Origin of the sequence: Kocuria sp. CH-021 (assembly GCF_049716185.1) — a bacterium.
GTDB lineage: Bacteria > Actinomycetota > Actinomycetes > Actinomycetales > Micrococcaceae > Kocuria > Kocuria cellulosilytica.
Window position 1 is genome coordinate 82,953 of record NZ_JBNAFK010000003.1, and the last position, 19,092, is coordinate 102,044.

13 protein-coding genes are annotated in these 19,092 nt (G+C 74.0%); 2 read left to right on the plus strand and 11 right to left on the minus strand.

The window, feature by feature from the left end:
• Positions 1 to 19: 19 nt before the first annotated feature.
• The 3 genes from ACPYN7_RS02880 to ACPYN7_RS02890 are packed head-to-tail and all read right to left on the minus strand — an operon-like array spanning position 20 to position 3,530.
• The gene (locus tag ACPYN7_RS02880; RefSeq protein WP_058873964.1) at positions 20 to 1,003 is read right to left on the minus strand and encodes an alpha-ketoacid dehydrogenase subunit beta; all 984 of its coding nucleotides are present in this window, start codon (positions 1,001 to 1,003) and stop codon (positions 20 to 22) included.
• On the minus strand, positions 1,000 to 2,310 hold the full coding sequence (locus ACPYN7_RS02885) for a thiamine pyrophosphate-dependent enzyme (RefSeq protein WP_082697045.1): 1,311 nt from the start codon (positions 2,308 to 2,310) through the stop codon (positions 1,000 to 1,002). Before ACPYN7_RS02885 ends, ACPYN7_RS02880 begins: the two co-directional genes overlap by 4 nt.
• Before the next feature lie 56 nt (positions 2,311 to 2,366).
• The gene (locus ACPYN7_RS02890; protein WP_424346634.1) at positions 2,367 to 3,530 is read right to left on the minus strand and encodes a histidinol-phosphate transaminase; all 1,164 of its coding nucleotides are present in this window, start codon (positions 3,528 to 3,530) and stop codon (positions 2,367 to 2,369) included.
• 166 nt (positions 3,531 to 3,696) lie between these two features.
• On the opposite strand from ACPYN7_RS02890, the gene purB reads away from it, so the two are divergent.
• Positions 3,697 to 5,124: an adenylosuccinate lyase gene (purB, locus tag ACPYN7_RS02895; RefSeq protein WP_058873963.1), complete on the plus strand. Its 1,428-nt coding sequence runs from the start codon at positions 3,697 to 3,699 to the stop codon at positions 5,122 to 5,124.
• Between the two features lie 113 nt (positions 5,125 to 5,237).
• Here the strand turns inward: purB and ACPYN7_RS02900 are convergent, their stop codons facing one another.
• Positions 5,238 to 5,501, minus strand: a complete 264-nt coding sequence (locus tag ACPYN7_RS02900) for a hypothetical protein (RefSeq protein WP_058873962.1) — start codon at positions 5,499 to 5,501, stop codon at positions 5,238 to 5,240.
• Positions 5,502 to 5,827: 326 nt separating this feature from the next.
• On the opposite strand from ACPYN7_RS02900, the gene ACPYN7_RS02905 reads away from it, so the two are divergent.
• Positions 5,828 to 6,535, plus strand: coding sequence for an AfsR/SARP family transcriptional regulator (locus tag ACPYN7_RS02905; RefSeq protein ID WP_058873961.1), 708 nt, complete (start codon positions 5,828 to 5,830; stop codon positions 6,533 to 6,535).
• 220 nt (positions 6,536 to 6,755) lie between these two features.
• Here the strand turns inward: ACPYN7_RS02905 and ACPYN7_RS02910 are convergent, their stop codons facing one another.
• From ACPYN7_RS02910 to ACPYN7_RS02940, 7 genes are all read right to left on the minus strand, one after another.
• On the minus strand, positions 6,756 to 10,823 hold the full coding sequence (locus ACPYN7_RS02910; RefSeq protein ID WP_424346635.1) for a Pls/PosA family non-ribosomal peptide synthetase: 4,068 nt from the start codon (positions 10,821 to 10,823) through the stop codon (positions 6,756 to 6,758).
• 471 nt (positions 10,824 to 11,294) lie between these two features.
• Positions 11,295 to 12,965, minus strand: coding sequence for an FAD-dependent oxidoreductase (locus ACPYN7_RS02915; protein WP_424346636.1), 1,671 nt, complete (start codon positions 12,963 to 12,965; stop codon positions 11,295 to 11,297).
• A 22-nt stretch (positions 12,966 to 12,987) separates the two neighbouring features.
• Positions 12,988 to 13,896 carry an FAD:protein FMN transferase gene (locus tag ACPYN7_RS02920; RefSeq protein ID WP_424346637.1) on the minus strand — a complete coding sequence of 303 codons (909 nt, stop codon included), beginning with the start codon at positions 13,894 to 13,896 and terminating at the stop codon, positions 12,988 to 12,990.
• Between the two features lie 151 nt (positions 13,897 to 14,047).
• Positions 14,048 to 15,079, minus strand: coding sequence for a glycerophosphodiester phosphodiesterase (locus ACPYN7_RS02925; RefSeq protein WP_424346638.1), 1,032 nt, complete (start codon positions 15,077 to 15,079; stop codon positions 14,048 to 14,050).
• A gap of 167 nt (positions 15,080 to 15,246) precedes the next feature.
• Positions 15,247 to 16,065: a hypothetical protein gene (locus ACPYN7_RS02930; protein ID WP_058873958.1), complete on the minus strand. Its 819-nt coding sequence runs from the start codon at positions 16,063 to 16,065 to the stop codon at positions 15,247 to 15,249.
• A 106-nt stretch (positions 16,066 to 16,171) separates the two neighbouring features.
• Entirely contained in the window at positions 16,172 to 17,146 is a 975-nt protein-coding gene (locus ACPYN7_RS02935) for an acyl-CoA thioesterase (RefSeq protein WP_424346639.1), read from the minus strand.
• 32 nt (positions 17,147 to 17,178) lie between these two features.
• The gene (locus tag ACPYN7_RS02940) at positions 17,179 to 19,089 is read right to left on the minus strand and encodes a pyruvate kinase (protein ID WP_424346640.1); all 1,911 of its coding nucleotides are present in this window, start codon (positions 19,087 to 19,089) and stop codon (positions 17,179 to 17,181) included.
• Between the last annotated feature and the right edge of the window lie 3 nt (positions 19,090 to 19,092).

Sequence of the window (19,092 nt, forward strand, 5' to 3'; positions counted from 1 at the left end):
GGCGGGCGGGTCGGCGGGGTCAGTAGGCGAAGGACCGGTCCAGGGCCTCGAGGACGCGGTCGAGGTCCGGCACGTAGCGGTCCTCGACGGCGGCCACCGGGTACGGCAGGTGGAAGGCGCCGACCCGCAGCACCGGTGCCTCGAGGGAGTAGAACGCCCGCTCGGTGATGCGGGCGGCGATCTCCCCGCCGAGGCCGCCGAACGTCGGGGCCTCGTGCGCGACGACGAGGCGGCCGGTCCGGCGCACGGAGTCCTCGAGGGTGTCGAAGTCGATCGGCGACAGCGAGCGCAGGTCGATGACCTCGACGCTGCGCCCGTCCTCCTCCGCGGCCTGCGCCGCGGCGAGCGCGACGGGCACGAGGGGCCCCCAGGCGACCACGGTGGCGTCCTCGCCGGGCCGGACGACCTGCGCGGAGAACGGGTCGGCGGTCGGGCGCTCGGCGTCGACCGCGCCCTTGAGCCAGTACCGCCGCTTCGGCTCGAAGACGATGACGGGGTCCTCGCACGAGATGGCCTGCTGGGTCATCCAGTAGGCGTCCTGGGCGTTGGACGGCGTGAGGATGCGCAGCCCCGCGGTGTGCGCGAACAGGGCCTCCGGGGACTCGGAGTGGTGCTCCACCGAGCCGATGACCCCGCCGTACGGGATGCGGATCGTCACGGGGACGGTGACGTCCCCGTTGGTGCGGTTGCGCATCTTGGCCAGCTGCGTGGTGATCTGGTTGAAGGCCGGGAAGGAGAAGCCGTCGAACTGGATCTCGCACACGGGCCGGTAGCCGCGCAGCGCGAGGCCGATGGCGGTCCCCACGATCCCGGCCTCCCCCAGCGGGGTGTCCATCACGCGGTGCGCGCCGAAGTCCGCTTTGAGCCCCTCGGTGACGCGGTAGACGCCGCCCAGGGAGCCGATGTCCTCGCCCATGAGCAGCACCCGGGGGTTCTCCTCCATGGCCCGGCGCAGGCCCGCGTTGACCGCCTTCGCGATCGTCAGGTCGGGGGCGGTGCTCATGCGAGGTCCTCCTCGGTGCCGGCGGTCCGTGCGTCGGGCACCCCGGCCACGGGGTCGGCGGCCACGGTCAGCCCCGAGGCCTGCGTGCCCCGGTCCGGTCCGGTGCCGGCGTCGTCGTCGGTGTCGTCCGTGTCGTCGTCCGTGTCGTCGGCGAAGCCGGCCTGGTAGGCCGCGTACCAGGCGCGCTCCTCCTCCACGAGGGAGTGGCGCTCGGCGTAGGGCCGGTCGAAGAAGTCCTCGAACTCGGGCGGGTCCATGGCCAGCACGAGCGCGCGGGCCTGGTCGGCGAACACCTGGGCGTCGGCCGCGACCTCGGCGAAGAAGTCGTCGCCGGTCCCGTGCGCCTCGCGCAGGTGCGCCTCGAGCCGGAGCAGCGGATCGAGTGCGCTCCAGCGGCTCTCGTCCTCCCGCTGCCGGTACTTGGTGGGGTCGTCCGCGGTGGTGTGGGCCCCGAGCCGGTAGGTCTCGGCCTCCACGAGCACGGGGCCCTGCCCGGCGCGGGCCTTCTCGAGCGCGTACCGCGAGGCCGCCAGGACCGCGAGGACGTCGTTGCCGTCCACGCGGAGGCCCTCGAAGCCGTACCCGGCGGCGCGCTCGGCCAGGGGCACGCGGGACTGGGTGCTGAACGGCACCGAGATGGCCCACTGGTTGTTCTGCACGAAGAAGACCACCGGGGCGTCGTAGGACGCGGCGAAGACCATGCCCTCGTGGACCTCGCCCTGGGTGGAGGTGCCGTCCCCGAAGTAGACGACCGCGGCGGCCGGCTCGGCCTCCCGGCCCTCCGCCTCGGCGGCCCGCCGGTCCAGGTCGATGCCCATGGCGTAGCCCACGGCGTGCGGGACCTGGCAGCCGAGCACGATGGAGTAGACGTTCATGTGGTGCTCGCTCGGCTTCCAGCCCCCGGCGCTGTGCCCGCGGAACACGGTGAGCAGCTCGGCGGGCTCGACGCCCCGCTCGATGGCCACGGCGTGCTCGCGGTACGTCGGGAAGACGTGGTCGGCCGGGCGCAGCGCGCGGGCGGAGCCCACCTGGGCGGCCTCCTGCCCGCGCATCGGCGCCCAGAGCACCAGCTGACCCTGCCGCTGGAGGTTGGTCGCCTCCTCGTCGAAGCGGCGGGCCAGCGCCATCGAGCGGTACAGCTCGCGCAGCTGGTCGGCGCCGACGTCCTGCACGTACGGGGACAGGACCGGGTCCTCGCTCCGGCGGCCGTCCCGGTCGAGGAGCCGGACCAGGCGCGTGCGCACCTCCGGGGTCGGCACGGTGCGGCCCGGCGCCTGGGCGGCCGGGGACGATGGAGCGGCATCCATGGGCGGGACGTCCTTTCGGGTTGCTCGGGAGGGAGCCGGGCCGGCGGGGCCGCGGCTCAGAGCACGGGCGGGTGGGGGAACTGCGCGCACAGCTCCAGGAACCGGGTGTTGGCCTCCGGCTCCCCGATCGTCACGCGCACGCCCTCGGCGCCGAAGCGGCGCACGGACAGCGCGTGGGCGTCGCACAGCTCGGCGAAGCCGCCGCTGTGCTCCCCCAGGTTCAGCCACACGAAGTTGGCCTGCGTCTCGGGGTACGGCCAGCCGAGCTCGTCGAGCCCGGCGAGGACCCGCTTCCGCTCGTCGACGACCCGCTGGACGCGCTCGGCCACCTGGTCGTAGTGGCGCACGGAGGCGATCGCCGCGCGCTGGGCGAGGTCGGTCACGGAGAACGCGGGGGACGCCTGGCGCAGGTACTGGGTGATGCCCTGGCCCGCCACGGAGTAGCCGATCCGGAGGCCGGCGAGACCGTGGGCCTTGGAGAACGTCCGCAGCACGACGACGTTGGGGTGCTGCCGGTAGAGGTCGATGCCGTTCACCAGGTCGTCGCGGCGCTGGAACTCCTGGTACGCCTCGTCGATCACCACCACCACGTCGCGCGGCACGGCGGCGAGGAACTCCTCGACCTGCGCGGTGGTGAGGCTGGGACCCGTCGGGTTGTTCGGCGTGCACAGCAGCACGACCTTCGTCCGCTCGGTGACCGCGGCGGCCATGGCCTCGAGGTCGTGGGAGCCGTCCCGGCGGTTCGGGACCGGCACGCCCAGCCCCCCGGAGAGCCCGATGCTGATGGGGTAGGCCTCGAAGGAGCGCCACGCGTGCACCACCTCGTCCGGGGTGCCGTCCTCGCCGGTGCCCACGAAGGCGCCCAGCAGCTGGTTGAGCGCGCCGAGGCTCCCGGCGCCGGTGACGATGTCCTCGGCGGGCACGCCCAGGAACTCGCCGAGGACCTCCCGCAGCTCCGCGGAGGTCGTCTCGGGATAGCGGTGCACCGCGTCCCAGTCGGCCAGGACCTCCTTGACGGCGGGCACGGGCCCGAACGGGTTCTCGTTGGAGGACAGCTTGTAGGAGACGAGTCCGTCCACCACGACCGGGGGCTTGCCGGCGGCGTAGCGGGGAAGCCGGGACAGAGCGGGGCGCGGCCGGACCGCCGAGGTGGTGGCGGTGGTCGGGCCCGAGGCCGGGGCGGAGCCGGCCAGGGTGCGGGTAGCGTCGCTGGTACTCATGGAGGTCATGCTATCCCCCGCTCCCCGGGGGTCCCGGACGGATGACGCCCCTCCGGACGACCCGGTGGTTTTCGGCGCGAAAGCTACAACCGGGTCCCGGGAAAGTTGGCGGCGGACGACAAATCGTCCGCCGGGGCGGGGCCGCGGGCCGTGGGAGAATGTGCCCATGCCCAACACCGATCGCATCCTGTCCTCAGGGCGCGCGGCGCTCGCCGCCGCCGTCCCGCCCGTCGCGCTGGGACCGCTCGACGGCCGCTACCAGCCGGTGGCCGCCCCGCTGGTCGACCACCTCTCCGAGGCCGCCCTCAACCGCAACCGCGTGCACGTGGAGGTGGAGTGGTTCGTCCACCTCGCCGAGCGTTCAGTACTGCCGGGCCTGGCGCCCCTGACCGCGGAGCAGACCGCCGGGCTGCGCCGGATCGTCACGGACTTCGACACCGCCTCGATCGCGGAGCTCGCGGAGATCGAGGCCGTGACGGTCCACGACGTCAAGGCCGTGGAGTACTACATCGGCCGCCGGCTGCCCGCCCTGGGGCTGGAGCACCTCGTCCCCCTCGTGCACTTCGGCTGCACCTCCGAGGACATCAACAACCTGGCCTGGGCCCTCGGGATCAAGGACGCCACGACCGACGTGTGGCTGCCCGCCGCCCGGGCGCTCGTGGCCGACGTCGCGGCGCTGGCCGAGTCCGCGGCGGAGACGCCCATGCTCTCCCGGACCCACGGCCAGCCCGCCACGCCCACCACCCTGGGCAAGGAGATGGCGGTGGTCGCCCACCGGCTGGGCCGCCAGCTGACCCGGATCGAGCGCACGGAGTACCTGGGGAAGATCAACGGCGCCACGGGCACCTACGCCGCCCACTACGCGTCCGTCCCGGACGCGGACTGGACGGAGGTCTCGCGCAGCTTCGTGGAGGGCCTGGGGCTGTCCTGGAATCCGCTGACCACCCAGATCGAGTCCCACGACTGGCAGGCAGAGCTCTACGCCGACCTCGCCCGGTTCAACCGGATCCTGCACAACTTCTGCACCGACGTGTGGTCCTACATCTCGATCGGCTACTTCCAGCAGATCCCGGTGGAGGGCGCCACGGGCTCCTCCACCATGCCCCACAAGGTCAACCCCATCCGCTTCGAGAACGCCGAGGCGAACCTCGAGCTCTCCAACGCCCTGCTGGACGTCCTCGGCGCCACGCTGGTGACGTCCCGGTGGCAGCGCGACCTCACGGACTCCTCGTCCCAGCGCAACATCGGGGTGGCCTTCGGGCACTCCCTGCTCGCGGTCTCCAACGTGAGCAAGGGACTGGCCCGCCTGGACGTGGCGGAGGAGGCCCTGGCCGCCGATCTCGACGCGAACTGGGAGGTCCTCGCGGAGGCGGTCCAGATGGTCATGCGCGCCGAGGCCATCGCCGGCGTCGAGGGCATGGACAACCCCTACGAGCGGCTCAAGGACCTGACCCGCGGCCGGCGCGTGGACGCCGAGCGGCTCCAGGAGTTCGTGGCGGGCCTGGGCCTGTCCCCGGCCGCGGAGCGGCGGCTGTCCGGGCTGACCCCGGCCACCTACACGGGCGTCGCGGCGGAGCTCGTCCGCTTCCTGTGAGCCGGCGCCCCTCGGGGGCGCCGGCCGCCGGGGCGGGCGCGCGCCCGCTGCCCCGCGCCCCCCGGGGGACGGGCCGTGCGGTCCGTGCCGCACGGCCCCGGCCCTGCCGCGGTTCAGACGGACGGGAGGTCGTGCAGGTTGTTGCAGACGGTGTCCTCCGGGGCGGCCCACAGCCGCTTCTCGCACCCCGCGGAGACCACGCGGACCCGCAGCTGTCCCGAGGACCCCGGGACGTAGTAGAGGTGGACCCCGCTCTCGATGTCCCGGATGATCCGGGTGGTCGACCGCGGGGACCACACCTCGGCGGGATTGCACAGGGCGACGATGTTCCCGAGGGGGTCCGTGCGGACGCCCGTGACGGGTCGCTGGTCGGTCATCGGAAGAACTCCTGAGCTCGTGCCCCCGCCCGGCGCCACCGGCGGCGGGGAACTGCCTTATACCACTGTCCGAGCCTGTGCGCCACCCTCGACGGGGGTCGCGCTGCGGCCGTCGCGAATTCTGTTTGCTTTTGACGCCCTTCCGGCGTTCGCTTTTGACTCACAGCCCGTCGCCCGGGATCATCGGTGCCTGAACCCTCTCTCGCGGCGGACCTGGATCCGGGTCCGCGGGACCGGAGAGGGCGGTGCTCGGACCACGGCCTTCGGGGGAAGGCCGGCCCGGGCGCACCGGGGAACTGTGATCATGACATCGGGGGATCATGACAATGGATGGGGAACACTCGATCAGGCTGCGGCTGCTCGGCAACGTCGAGGTGGAGCTCGACGGGACCGTGCTGGCCCTGGGCCACCGGCAGCAGCGCCTGCTGGCCGCGCTCGCCGTCCTCGGCCCCAAGCCCCGCCGCTTCCTCGGCGAGCTGCTGTGGCCCGACCGGACCGCTGAGCGCGCCATGGGGAGCCTGCGCACCACCGTCTTCAACCTCGCGCGCCAGGTCCCCGGGGCCGTCGGGACCCGCGGCAACAACATCGCGCTCGCGGAGCCGGTCACCGTGGACCTGCACGAGCTGCGCGAGTCCCTGCACCGGGCGGCCTCCGCCACGGCGCCCGTGGCGGAGGACCCCTGGTTCCTGTCCCCCGACGGCGCCCAGCTGCTGCCCGGCTGGTACGACGCCTGGGTGATGGCCGAGCAGGACCGGCTGCGGACGCTGTACGTCAACGCCGTGGAGCATCTCGCCCGGCTCTCCCTGGAGCACGGCGACTTCTACCGGGCCCACGTGCTCGCCGACAACGTCCGGGCCATGGACCCCCTCCGCGAGAGCGCGGTCCGGGTGTCGATCGAGGCGGACCTGGGCCTGGGCAACAACGCCCCCGCCCTGCAGACCTTCCGCAGCTTCTGCAGCACGATGGCCGACGAGCTCGGAGCGCCGCCCTCCCCCCAGATCACCCAGCTGATGGGCCACATCCGCAGCGCCTGAGGACCCGGCACCCGGAGCGCTCCCGCCCGGAGCGACAGCCGCGTCCGGAGCAGCGCCCTCCCGAGCATCCCCGCCCGGAACCGTCCCGCGCGGAGCGGTCCCGACGACGGAGTTCCGGCCGGCGGAGTTCCGGCCGGCGGAGTTCCGGCCGGCGGGGGGACGGTGTCCCCGCGGCCCGCTGGCGGGCCGCGGGGACACCTCCTGGCTGTTCATGACCGGGTCATCGTCCCGAGGTCACCGCGGGCGCCGCCGAGCGCACCGGGATGCCGCGCCAGGTGGTGTGGGGCAGCAGCTGCTCGCCCTTCATCACGAGCGACAGCGCGTCCACCGAGGCGCCTGCGCCCACGGTCGTGTCGTACAGCACGATCGAGCGCGCGCCGACACTGGCCCCGGGCAGGATCTCCACGTGGGACATCTTCATCACGCGGTCCTCGAAGAGGTGCGTCTGCAGCGACACGTCCGTCGAGACGGCGGCGTCGTCGCCGATGTGGACGAGGTCGAACTCGGTCAGGTACGTGGTGCCGATGTAGGTCCGCTTCCCGATCTGCGCGCCGAACAGGCGCAGGACCGGCCCGATGAGGGGCGTGCCCACGAGGCCGCCGATGAGGGCGGGGACCGCCGCGGACTCGTACACGCCGGTGACGAACTCGCTGCGCCGGACGAAGTTGTCCCACAGCGGCTCGACGCGCTGGCGGTACCGGCCCACGATCGCCCACTTCAGGACGACGACGGCGAGGACCACGGTCAGGCCGGTGGCCAGCGCGATGAGCGGCAGCACGGCGACGAAGCCGAGCAGCGTCAGCTCGGGCACCAGGGCCACGGACGCGAGCAGGCCCAGGTAGCCGATCAGGCCGATCAGCGCCGGCGGGACGGTGATGCGCAGCGCCTCGATGACGAGGCGGGCCGCCACCTTGCTGCGCGAGGGCCGGAAGGTGAGGCTCTCGTCGTAGTTGCCGCTGTCCTGCCGCCGCGGCAGGAACATGGCGGGCGAGCCCAGCCAGGACGTGCCGTCCGGCACGTCGGCCGGCGGCACGGAGGCGACGCCCACCAGGGAGCCCTCGCCCATCCGCGTGCCCGAGGGCACGAACGCCGCGTTGCCCACGAACGAGCGGTCGCCCACCACGGTGCGCTCCATGTAGAGGTGGCCGTGGTGGTAGACGGCGCTGCCGACGCTGGCCATGTCCGCGACGAAGCTGCCCTCGCCGAGGGTGAGGAGGTCCGGGTCGATGTGCCCGACCGTGGAGACCTCGGAGCGCGGGCCGACCTTGGCGCCCAGGGCGCGCAGCCAGGGCACGGTGTACATCGTGGCGTACAGGGCGTTCGTGCTCTCCAGGCTGGTGGAGAGCAGCTGGTCGGCCATCCACTTGCGCACGCCCAGCCCGCTGCGCACGGCGTGGATGCCGGTGGGCGTCCGGCGCAGGACGAGCTTGCGGCCGATCGCGACCACGGCGCAGACCGTGAGCACGTAGACGATGCCGACCGCCGGGGTGAGGGCGAGCCCCACCGGCAGACCGAACTCGAGGGCCGCGACCCAGATCATGAGGAAGGACGGGAGCACCAGGACGAAGGGCATGACCTCGAGGACCATCCAGCCCAGGAGCAGCCCCGCCGCGAGCGGGGCGGGCCAGCGGCCGCTGGGCAGCGGGCGCCGCTCCATCCGCTCGAGCAGCTCGTCGTCGCCGTCACCGGGCCGGGCCGGGGAGCCCAGCCAGTGCTCGCCGGCGGGGATCGACTGGTTGCGGGAGGCCAGGGACTGCTCGCCCAGGCGGGCGCCGTCCTCGATCCGGGCGCCCGGCTGCAGCAGGGCGTTGGCCCCCACGAAGGCGTCCTCGCCGATGTGCACCGGCGCGATGGTCACCCACCCCTCCTCGACCTGGGCGGTCTGCACGGAGGAGTTGTAGCCGATGCTGGCCCGGGAGCCGATGGTGACGAGCGAGGGCAGCCCGATGGCGGCGGTGCCCACGTGGGCGTCCGGGCCGATCCTCGCGCCCAGCAGGCGCAGGTACACGGCGGCCAGCGGGGTGCCGGTCAGGAGACTGAGCGGCGAGAGCCGGGTCAGGCCGTCGATGCACCACAGCAGGAAGTACTGCCGGCCCCAGAGGGCGTGGTGGCCGGGTCTGACGAGGCGGCCCAGCACCCGGGAGCCGAGGAACGGCAGGAAGAAGCGGGCGAGCACCGAGACCAGGACGCCCACCAGGAGCATGTCCCACATCAGGGCGTAGCTGAACTGCCCGCCGTAGGAGTACAGCACCGCGGCAAGCGGGGAGCCCACGAGCATGGCCGCCAGGACCAGCGTGGTCACCTGCGCGATGCCGCACAGCGCCACCCGGCCGCTGGTGTGGTGCAACGGCGCGGGCCGGTCGTCCGGGGCGGCCACGGCCGGCACGGCCGCCGGGGCGGCGTCCAGGTGCCGCGCCAGGTCCCGGACGGTGGGGTAGGTGTAGATGTCCGCGATGGAGATGTCCTGGTCCGGGTGCGCCCGGCGCAGCTCGGACGTGGCGGTCGCGGCGAGCAGGGAGTGCCCGCCGAGCTCCATGAAGAAGTCGGCCTCCACGGAGAGCTGGTCCTCGGGGATCCGGAAGACCTTCGACCACACCTCCGTGATCCCCCACTCGGTCTGCGTCTCCGGCGGGACCAGGCCCATCGTCGTCACGAAGCGGGGCGTGCTGGGGTCCGGCAGGTTCTTCCGGTCCACCTTGCCGCTGACCATCATCGGCATCGCGGGCAGGATCTCGTAGAAGGACGGCACCATGTACGGCGGCAGCGCCGCGACCACGGAGTCGTGCAACAGCTCGAAGAGGGCGCGCTCGTCGCGCACCGGGGCGCGCAGGGTGAGGAACGCCGCGACGTCGTCGCCGCCGGAGACGAGCTTCACGGCGGCGTCGGCCACCGCGTCCTCCCGGCGCAGCACGTTCTCGATCTCCTGCAGGTCCGCGCGGTGACCGCGGATCTTCACCTCGCTGTCGGCGCGGCCGAGGTACTCGATCTCGCCGTCGGGCATGAACCGGCCCAGGTCGCCGGTGCGGTAGATCCGCCCGGCCCGGGGCCCGTCCGGGTGCGGCCGGAACCGCTCCTCGGTGACGTGCGGCAGGTTGACGTAGCCGCGGGCCACGCCCGGGCCGGCGATGCAGATCTCGCCCGGCTCGCCGTCGGGGACCTCGTTCATCTCCTCGTCGAGGATCCGCACCTCGTAGGTGGGCAGGGGCTTGCCGATGGTCACGGGCCGGCCGGGGGCCAGCTCGCCCCACGTGGCCGTCACGGTGCCCTCGGTGGGGCCGTAGGTGTTGAGCATCCGCCGCTCGGGCGTGGACCACCGCTCCACGAGATCGGCGGGGCAGGCCTCACCGCCGACCAGGATGCTGCGGATGCGGGGCAGGTCGTGCTCCAGGGTGGCCAGCACGGTCGGCACGCAGTAGAGCACGGAGATCTCCATGCGCTGCAGGAACTCGGCGAGCCCCTGTCCCAGGCGGGAGTCGTCGGTGGGGCCGGCCACCAGGGAGGCGCCCACGGCCCAGGTGGGCCAGATCTCCTCGATGGAGAAGTCGAACGCGATGGTCATCCCCTGGTAGACGCGGTCCTCGGACCGGACGTCGTAGACCTCGGGGACGATCTCGATGAAGTTGCAGATGCTCGAGTGCGCGACCTCGACGCCCTTGGGGCGGCCGGTCGAGCCCGAGGTGTAGATGATGTAGCACGTGGGGTCGCCCTCGTGGCGGACCGCCGGGCGGTGCGCGGGCGCCTCCTCGAGCCGCTCGCCGATCCGGCCGACGTCGACGACGTCGGCGGGTGCGTCCTCGACCACGGCCACGAACTCGGCGGAGGTCAGCATGAGGGACAGGTCCGAGTCCTCGGCGATGAACTGCACGCGGTCCGCGGGCAGGTTCGGGTCGATCGGGACGAAGGTGGCGCCCGTCTTGAGGATCGCCAGGAGGGACGCGTAGAGCATCGTGGAGCGCTGCAGCAGGATCCCGACGCGGTCCCCCGCGCTCAGGCCGTAGCCGGCGATCAGGTGGGCCAGCCGGTTGGCGAGCTCGTCGAGCTCCGCGTAGGTGTAGGCCCGGCCGTCGGCGTGCAGCGCCTGCGCATCGGGAGTGAGATCGCAGCTGCGCTCGAAGAAGTGGTGCAGCCGGGTGGGCTTCGTCTCCGCGCTCCGGGCGCCTCGGCGGGAGGGCTCGGTCCAGGGGAGCGCGGCGGCGGGACCTCCTGTCGCCGCGGCCTCGTCCCACAGCACTCGCTCTGCCGCCGCGGCCTTGTCGCGGCGGGAAGAGCGATGTGGCACTGAGGTCATGTCCAACTCCTTTCGATGCACGGACACCGGTGTCACCGGCACGTCCGTTCTACGGAGGGGGGTGTTATGACCTCCTCACGGATCCGTCACGCTGCCGTTATTCCGCCGTTATCGATGCGTTTGCCGCCCGAGCCGCCAGGGGAGATGCCGACCGCCCGATCGGTTTCCGGTGGTGAAGATCACAGGGCCTCGTCTCGCTCAACGAGACGTTTTCGACTGCAATCGCGGGGTTCCCGGATCGGGGCCGGACGTTCCCGGCCCGGCGGCGGGGCGCGCCGCCGGGCCGGCGGCGGAGCGCCGGAGCCCCCGGCCCGGCCACGGTTCGGGGGACGGAGGAATTCCCCGTGTTACTTTTCGTGAACGCCCGCCGGACGGCCCCCGCACGCACGAGGCCCCCGGGCGGGAGCAGGAACCGTCCGGTCCTGTCCCCGCCCGGGGGCCTCGTGCGTCCGGCGCGCGGCGCGGCGCCGCTCAGCCGGCCGGGGAGCCCCGGTCCTCGTCGTCGCCGGACGGGGTCGTCGCGGCACGGTCCGGCCGGGACGCCCAGGTGAGGTAGCCGCCGTCGAGGTTCACGACGGCGCGGCCGTGCTGGGCCAGGACACGGGCGGCGAGGTAGCCGCGCAGGCCGGCCTGGCAGTGCACCACGATCTCGCCCTCCGGCAGCTCGTCGAGGCGGTCCCGGAGCCGGTCCAGCTCGATGTTGATCCCGCCGGGGATCGGCATCGACGCGTGCTCGCCCGGGGTGCGGACGTCCAGCAGGGTCGCGCCGGCGGCGAGGCGGTCGTCCAGCTCGTGCCACTGGACGGTCTCGACGAGCCCGTCCCGGTGGTTGCGGTCGATGTAGCCGAGCATGTTCACGGGGTCCTTCGCGGAGCCGTAGAGCGGGGAGTAGGCGAGCTCGAGCTCGGCGAGGCCGGCCGCCGGGATCCCGCCGGTGATGGCGGTGGCGATGACGTCGATGCGCTTGTCCACGCCCGCCCCGCCCACCCCCTGGGCGCCGAGGATCGCGTCGTCCTCCGGGTCCACGAGCAGCTTCAGGGCCATGCCCTCCGCCCCGGGGTAGTAGCCGGCGTGGTTCGCCGGGTGCGTGTGGACGGCCCGGTAGGGCCGGCCCGCGGCGCGCAGCCGCTTCTCGTTCCAGCCCGTGGCCGCGACCGTGAGGCCGAAGACCCCGACCACGGACGTGCCCAGCACCGGCCGGTCGGACACGTCCATGCCGGCGATGACGTCGGCGACGAGCCGGCCCTGGAGGTTGGCCGTGTTGGCCAGGGCGACGAGCGTGGCGGAGCCGTCGAGGGCGTCGCGCTTCTCCACCGCGTCCCCCACGGCGTAGACGTCCGGGTCGGAGGTGCGCATGTGCTCGTCGACGACGATGCCGCCGCGCTCCCCGATCTCCAGGCCCGCCGCCCTGGCGAGCGTGCTGTCCGGGCGGACGCCGACCGCGGCGAGGACCACGTCGGCCGGCAGCTCCGTGCCGTCGTCGAGCGTCAGGGTGCGCTCCCCCACCTCGGTGACCGTGGTCCCCAGCCGCAGGTCCAGTCCGCGCTCGCGCATCAGGGTGTGCACGGGCTCGACCATCTCGGGGTCGAGCGGGGCCATGACCTGCGGCGCGGCCTCGACGAGGGAGACCTGCAGGCCGCGGTGGACGAGGTTCTCCGCGACCTCGAGGCCGACGTAGCCGCCGCCGACGACCACGGCGGAGCGGGCGCCCCCGGCCGCCGCCACGACCGCGTCGGTGTCCTCGATGTCGCGCAGCACGAGGGCGCGCTCCATGCCGGGCACGGGCGGGCGGACGGGGACGGCTCCCGGGGAGAGGACGAGGGCGTCGTAGCCCCGCTCCTCCTCCCGGCCCGAGGCGAGGTCCCGGACCCGCAGCACGTGCCGCTCCCGGTCGACGTCGACGACCTCGTGCCCCACGCGCACGTCGAGGCCGAAGCGGGCGCCGAGGGACTCCGGGGTCTGCAGGAGCAGCGCGGAACGCTCCTCGATCACGCCGCCCACGTGGTAGGGCAGTCCGCAGTTGGCGAAGGACACGTGGCCGCTGCGCTCGTACACCGTGATCTCGGCGTCCTCCAGCAGTCGGCGCAGACGGGTGGCCGCGGACATTCCTCCGGCGACGCCGCCCACGATGACGATTCTCATGGGCTCATGCTACCGGCGCCGCTCAGGCGGCCGCGCGGCCCCGCCCCGGCCAGCCCGGCGTCCTGAGCCGGCGCCGGAGGGTGCTGCCGGGCCGGGTCCCGGTGAACTCGCCGTCGGCGCCGCACGCCGCGACCCAGCCGGGGGCGTCCCGGCCGAGCACGTGCGCGGCGCGGGCGTAGGCCTGGGCCTCCACGGCGCTCGGCGCGGCGACGACGACCCGGTCCCACGGACTCTCCGCGGCGGCTCCGCTCACCGGGTCGACCAGGACGCCCCCGGAGCGCTCGACCACGGCGAGGCCCCGCCGCCCGCTCCAGACGAGGGCCGCCCGCACCCCGGGCTCCACCCCGGCGCCGGGACCCGCGGGCCGCGCCGTGCCGGCCGCCGGCGCGGCCGCGACCAGGGCGGCGGCCTCCTCGAGCGGTCCGCCCACGGCGCACGCTCCGCCGGCCTCGGCGACCAGCGCGTGACCGGGGTGCTCTTGCGCGAAGGCGTGGACCGTGCGGTCCGCCGTCCACGCGGCGGCGACCGCCGCGAGGTCCAGGACGGTGCCGCGGCCCATGCGCAGCCGCCGGGTGGGCGCGTCCAGCTCGAGGTGCCCGATCCCGGGCGCCGGGCGCGGGGCGAGCCCGTCCAGGGCCCGCCAGGCCGCCGCCCCGGTGGTGGGGTCGACGAGCCCGCTCGTGAGGCGGGCGGTCAGCAGGGCGGCGGCGACGAGCTCGGCCAGGACGGGCCCGACGACCACGTCGACGTCCCCGTGCTCGGCGAACCGGTTGAGCAGGGACAGCTCCGAGTCGATGCGCTCAGGGTCCACGGCCCGGGAGACCTCGCGGCGCACGCGCTCGGCCAGTCGGAGGGCCTCGGCCTGGAGGTCAGGGGCGGGGGCGCGCACGGCCCCGGCACCCGGGGCGCGGGGCGGGATCGGGGTGGGCATGACCGTCTCCTGGCGGTGGGGGGGGGAGGGAGAGACGCGCGGTGGTGGGAGGAGCAGCGGGCAGGTGCTGACGAGCATACGCGCGCGGGGTGCCGGCGGGCGGGAACGTGACCGGCCGTGACCCGGCTGTCATCCCGCCGTCATCCGGTCGTCATCCGGCCGTCGCGGCTGCGGACCGCGACCGGCCCGCGGCGGCGACGGGAACGGGCGCACCGGTCTCCGCACCGGTTCCCGCGCCGGTCCTCCCACCGGTCGGGAGGCTGGTCGGGAGGCCGATCGGGAGGACCGGCGGGATCCCGGCCGGGACCGCGCGGGCAACCCCGGCCGGCGCTGCGGCCCAGCGCAGCACGTCGGCCGGCCGGTTCGTGGTGAGCTGCTGGACGCCGAGCGCGCGGCACAGGTCCACGTCCCGCTCGGTGTCGACCGTCCAGACGCGCAGCACGCGGTCCTCGGCCCGCCACTGCCGCACCAGCTCGGGGCGGTCCCGGACGAGGTCCAGGCCCGGGCCCACCAGGTCCACGAGGCCCGCCGAGATCACGGGCAGCGCCGGCGGCACCACGAGACGCAGGCCGGCGTGCAGGACCGCCGCGGCCGCGCGGGCCACGCGCAGGCTCTCCCGGACCGTGCCGCGGGTGGTCGTCCCCACCAGCTGGCACACGTGCCGGGCGGGCACCGTCTCCAGGAAGTGCCGGACGGCGTCGGGGTGGAAGCTCATGAGCGAGACCGTGACGTTCTCCAGCCGCCCGGTCTCGGGGTCCCAGCCCTCCCGCATCAGCAGGCCCAGGACCTCCTCCTCGAGCCGGTGCCCGTACGGGCTGGGGTGCTTCGTCTCCACCGCCAGGCCCACGGGCCGGCCCGCGCCCCGCAGCAGGTCCAGGAGCTCCGGCAGGGTCAGCAGCTGGCGGTCCGGCGCGCCGTGGCCGGGCGGGATGCGCGTGCCCTTCCACGAGGTCCAGTCGAGCCGCCGCAGCTCGGCCAGCGTGCGGGCGGACACCGGGCCCCGGCCGTCGCTGGTGCGGCCCAGCTGGGCGTCGTGGTGCAGGACGAGATGGCCGTCGCGGCTGAGGTGGACGTCGCACTCCACGCCGTCGGCGCCGTCCAGCAGCGCCTGCACGTAGGCGGCCCGCGTGTGCTCCGGGAAGGCCGCGCTGGCTCCCCGGTGGGCGTAGACGATCGGCCGCACGGCGCTCCCTCGACTGTCGGTCGGGGCGCGGTGGGCCCCGCTTCACGCACCAGGCTAGGGAGACGCGGTGAACGCCGGACCACGCCCCGGCGGAGCTGTCGTGAACGACGACGACGCCCCGCACGGGGCGGGGCGTCGTGGTGCGGCGGGCAGGCGCGGCGCGGGACCTACTGCTCGCCGGTGATCTCGCCGTGGGCCGCGGCCACCGTGTCCGGCTTCCGGTCCCGCTTGCTCCGGCGGCCCTTCCGGTCGTCGAACCGGGGGGCCCGCTCCTCGAGGCCGAGCTCGGCGGGGAACGTCGTGGGCAGCGGCCCGAACGCCTCGTGGGTCGCGGCGATGACCTGCTTGGACATCGCCAGGTTCGCTCCCCCGCCGACGACCGCGCCCACGCCGAACGGCAGGGCACGGCCGAACACGGCCCCCGTCTGCTTGAGCAGGAAGCGCTTGACGAACATGTTGCGGATGATCCGGCTGACGTCGAAGGTCTTGGCGTCGTCCTTGCCCATCATGATGCCCCAGGAGGACATCATGCCCTTGCCCTTGGTGCCGCTGGCCAGGATCTGGTTCATCACCTGGCGCCCGTCCTCGCCGAGCATGAGGGCCATGACCATGGTGCGGGTCTTCTCCGGGTCCTCGGTGTGCACCCCGTGCAGCTCGGCGATCGCCTGGGCGTACAGGGCGGTGGCCTCGAGGTAGCCGACCACCGCGAAGGAGGACAGCCCCAGGGAGGCGACGGTGCCGATGCCGGGGACCACCGCGGTGGCGCCGACGGCCCCGCCGCCCAGCGTCACGGAGCGGACGTAGAACTTCTCGAGCCGCTTGGCGATCTGCTCGGGCGTCTCGTCCGGGTGCTCGGCGCGCTCCTTCTGGACGAAGCTCAGGACCACGGGCCGCTGCACGCGCAGCACGGTGTCGAGGAGCTTGTTCATGGCGGGCTTGGGCTTGCCCTCGTCGTCGAACGCGTTGTTCAGGGGGTTCAGGTCCATGGCGTGCTCTCCTTGTGGGGTGCCGGGACGGCGGGTCTGGAGCCACTATATGCACAGCAGGCTGATGGGGTCCCGGGATTCGCCGACGGCGGAGGGCGGGGCCCGGTCAGCTCCCGGGCAGCCGGGAGACGGAGGGGTCGACCTTCTGGAACGAGTCCGGGAACTCGGCGCGCAGCCGCACCAGCTCGCGGGCGAACGCGTCCAGGTCCCGGTCCTCCTGGCTGACCGGCTCCCACTGCCGGGCCTGCAGGGCGTGCCCCTGCTCGTCGAGGGCGACCATGACCATGAGGCAGTTGGTCGTCAGCACGAGCTCGCCGGTGGCGGGGTCCCCGGACCAGCAGTTGACGGAGATGTGCAGACCGCGGGCCGCGGTGTGGATGAGCCGGGCCCGGACCTCCACGAGGTGGCCGATGTGCATGGGCCGGTAGAACCGGACGCCCCCGGCGTAGACGGCGATGACCGGGCGGCCCGCCCACCGGGCTCCGCACACGTACGCGGCCTCGTCGATCCAGCGCATGGCCGTGCCGCCGTGCACCTTCCCGCCCCAGTTGATGTCCGTGGGCGCGGCGAGGAAGCGCAGCACCGTCTCCTCGGCCGTGCCCTCGTCCGTGTAGCGCTGCTCGGCCATGAGCGCCTCGATGCTGTTGCGCAGCTCGACCCGCCGCTGCGTGATCGCCGACTGCTGCCGTTCGTACTCGGTCTCGGGGGCCCACTGCGGCACGGGGGTGGGCCGGCCGTCCCCGTCCACCGCGACCATGATGATCAAGCACGTGTCCTTGAGCGTCACCCCGTGCTCGCGGGGGTCCGCCGAGGCCACCTCCACCCGGATGTGCATCGAGGACCGGCCGGTGTGCACGATCTTGGCGGAGACCTCCACCATGTCCCCCACGCACACCGGGCGGTCGAAGTGGATATTGCCCACGTAGGCCGTGACGCAGTAGGCCCGGGACCAGCCCACGGCGCACGCGTACGCGGCCTTGTCGATCCACTCGAGGACGCGCCCGCCGTCCACGGTGCCGGTGCGCCCGGCGTCGGTCGGGGCGGCGAGGAAGCGGAGAACAGCGGTGTCGCGTGCGGCCATGCCCCCCAGTGTGGCACGGCTCACGGCGGCGCTCACTCCACGAGCGGCGCCCACGCGTTGAGCCGGCGGAGCATGTCCGACTTCTTGCGGGTGTGCCCCTCCATCCGCACGAGGATGTCGTCGAGGGCCTCGATGGCGTCCACCACGAACGGGCCCTTGTTGAGCATGACGCACTCCGCGCGCTGGCCCATCGCCGCGTCCGTGACCTCGGCCCGGGAGGGCAGGCCCTTCTTGGCGAGGGACTCGAGGACCTGGGTGGCCCAGACGACCGGCACGTGCCCCGCCTCGCACAGCCACAGGATCTCCTCCTGCACCTCGGCCATCCGCTCGAACCCGGTCTCGACCGCGAGGTCCCCGCGGGCGATCATGACGCCCACGTCCTGCCACCGCATGGCCTCGAGGAGCATGGGGGGCAGGGACTCGAAGCCGCCCACGGTCTCGATCTTCAGGGTCACGTCCAGAGCGGTGTTGCCGATCCGCTCGAGCTCCCGCAGCAGGTCCGCCACGTCCTCCCGCGAGCGCACGAAGGACATGTTGACGATGTCGGCGTGCTCGGCCACGAACGGCAGGTGGGACCGGTCCTCGTCGGTGAGCGCGGAGACGCGCAGGTCCGTCTCGGGCAGGTTGATGCCCTTCCCCGCCTTGAGCTTGGTGCCGTCGGGGCCGGCCTGCAGCACCTCCAGCGTGATCTCGTCGGGCCCCACCGCGGTGATCCGGCAGCGGATCTTCCCGTCGTCGATCCAGGCGGGCTGGCCCTCCCGGGCGTCCGTGAACACCTCGGGCAGGGAGCAGCCGATCCGGTAGGGGCCCTCGGCCCGGACCGGGGCGGGCGTGAGGTCGCGGGTCAGCACCACGGTGTCCCCCGCGCGCACGCGCAGGGACTGCTCGACGGCGGGGAGCTCGCCGAGCACGCCCTCCGTGCCGTCCTCGGCGCCGACGGCCAGTCCCGTGGCGAAGTACACGGTCTTGGAGCACTCGACCAGCACGCCGGGCCCCGTGGCCTCGAGCACCCGCAGGGTCCGCCCGGAGCCGCGCGCGTCCTTGAGCCGCAGCCGCTCTCCCGGGGTGCGGGCCGCGGTCCAGGCGGCGTCGGCCACGGGCACGGCCGGGGCGTCGTCGTCGATCCCGGTGTCCGCCTCGCCCAGCCACAGCCGGGCCGGGGTGGTCACCCGGCCGCTGCTGTCCCGGACGGGCTTGATCTTCTCGACCTGCGGGCCGGGCTCGATCGGCCCGGTGCGCAGCTTCGGTCCCGCGAGGTCCATGGCCACGCGGACCTCCCGGTCCAGGGCCTGCTCGGCCGCGCGGACGTGCTCCAGCATGGCCGCCCACTGCTCGGGGCCGTCGTGCGCGCAGTTGATCCGGGCCACGTCCATCCCGGCGCGGACCATGTCCTCGACGAGCCGGGGGTCCCCGGCGGCCTCCGACGGGAAGGTGACCATGATCCGGGTGCTGCGCCCGTCCCGGCCGGGGCCGAGCAGCGCGTCGGTGTTGCGGCGCAGGATCTCCGCACCGGGCAGGCCGGGCCCGTCGGGCTCCGGGCCGGCCCCGGGCACCTCGACGTCCTCCGCCGCCCGGCCGGCGAGCACCCGCAGGGTCTCCAGCACGGCGCCCAGGTGGCTCATGACGCCCGCCTCCATCCGGCCCAGGGAGGACACGCCCAGGCCGCTCAGGTCCCGCTGCAGGTCCCGCACGTCCTGGCTGCGCACGGCCACGTAGTCCACGAGGTTCAGCGCGGAGCGGCGGTGCCGGGGGTTCACGCGCTCGAGCTGCGGCACGGCCGCGCGGCGGGCCCGCACCACCACGTCGGCCAGGGCGAGGACGCGGTCGAGCAGCTCCGCGGCGCGCTCCTGGCGGGTGCTCGTGCTGACCATGCCGTGCTCCTCCCCGTGGCCGCGGGCGGGGTCCGCCCGGTCGCGGCCGCCGTCGGTCCGCTGACTCCCCATGAT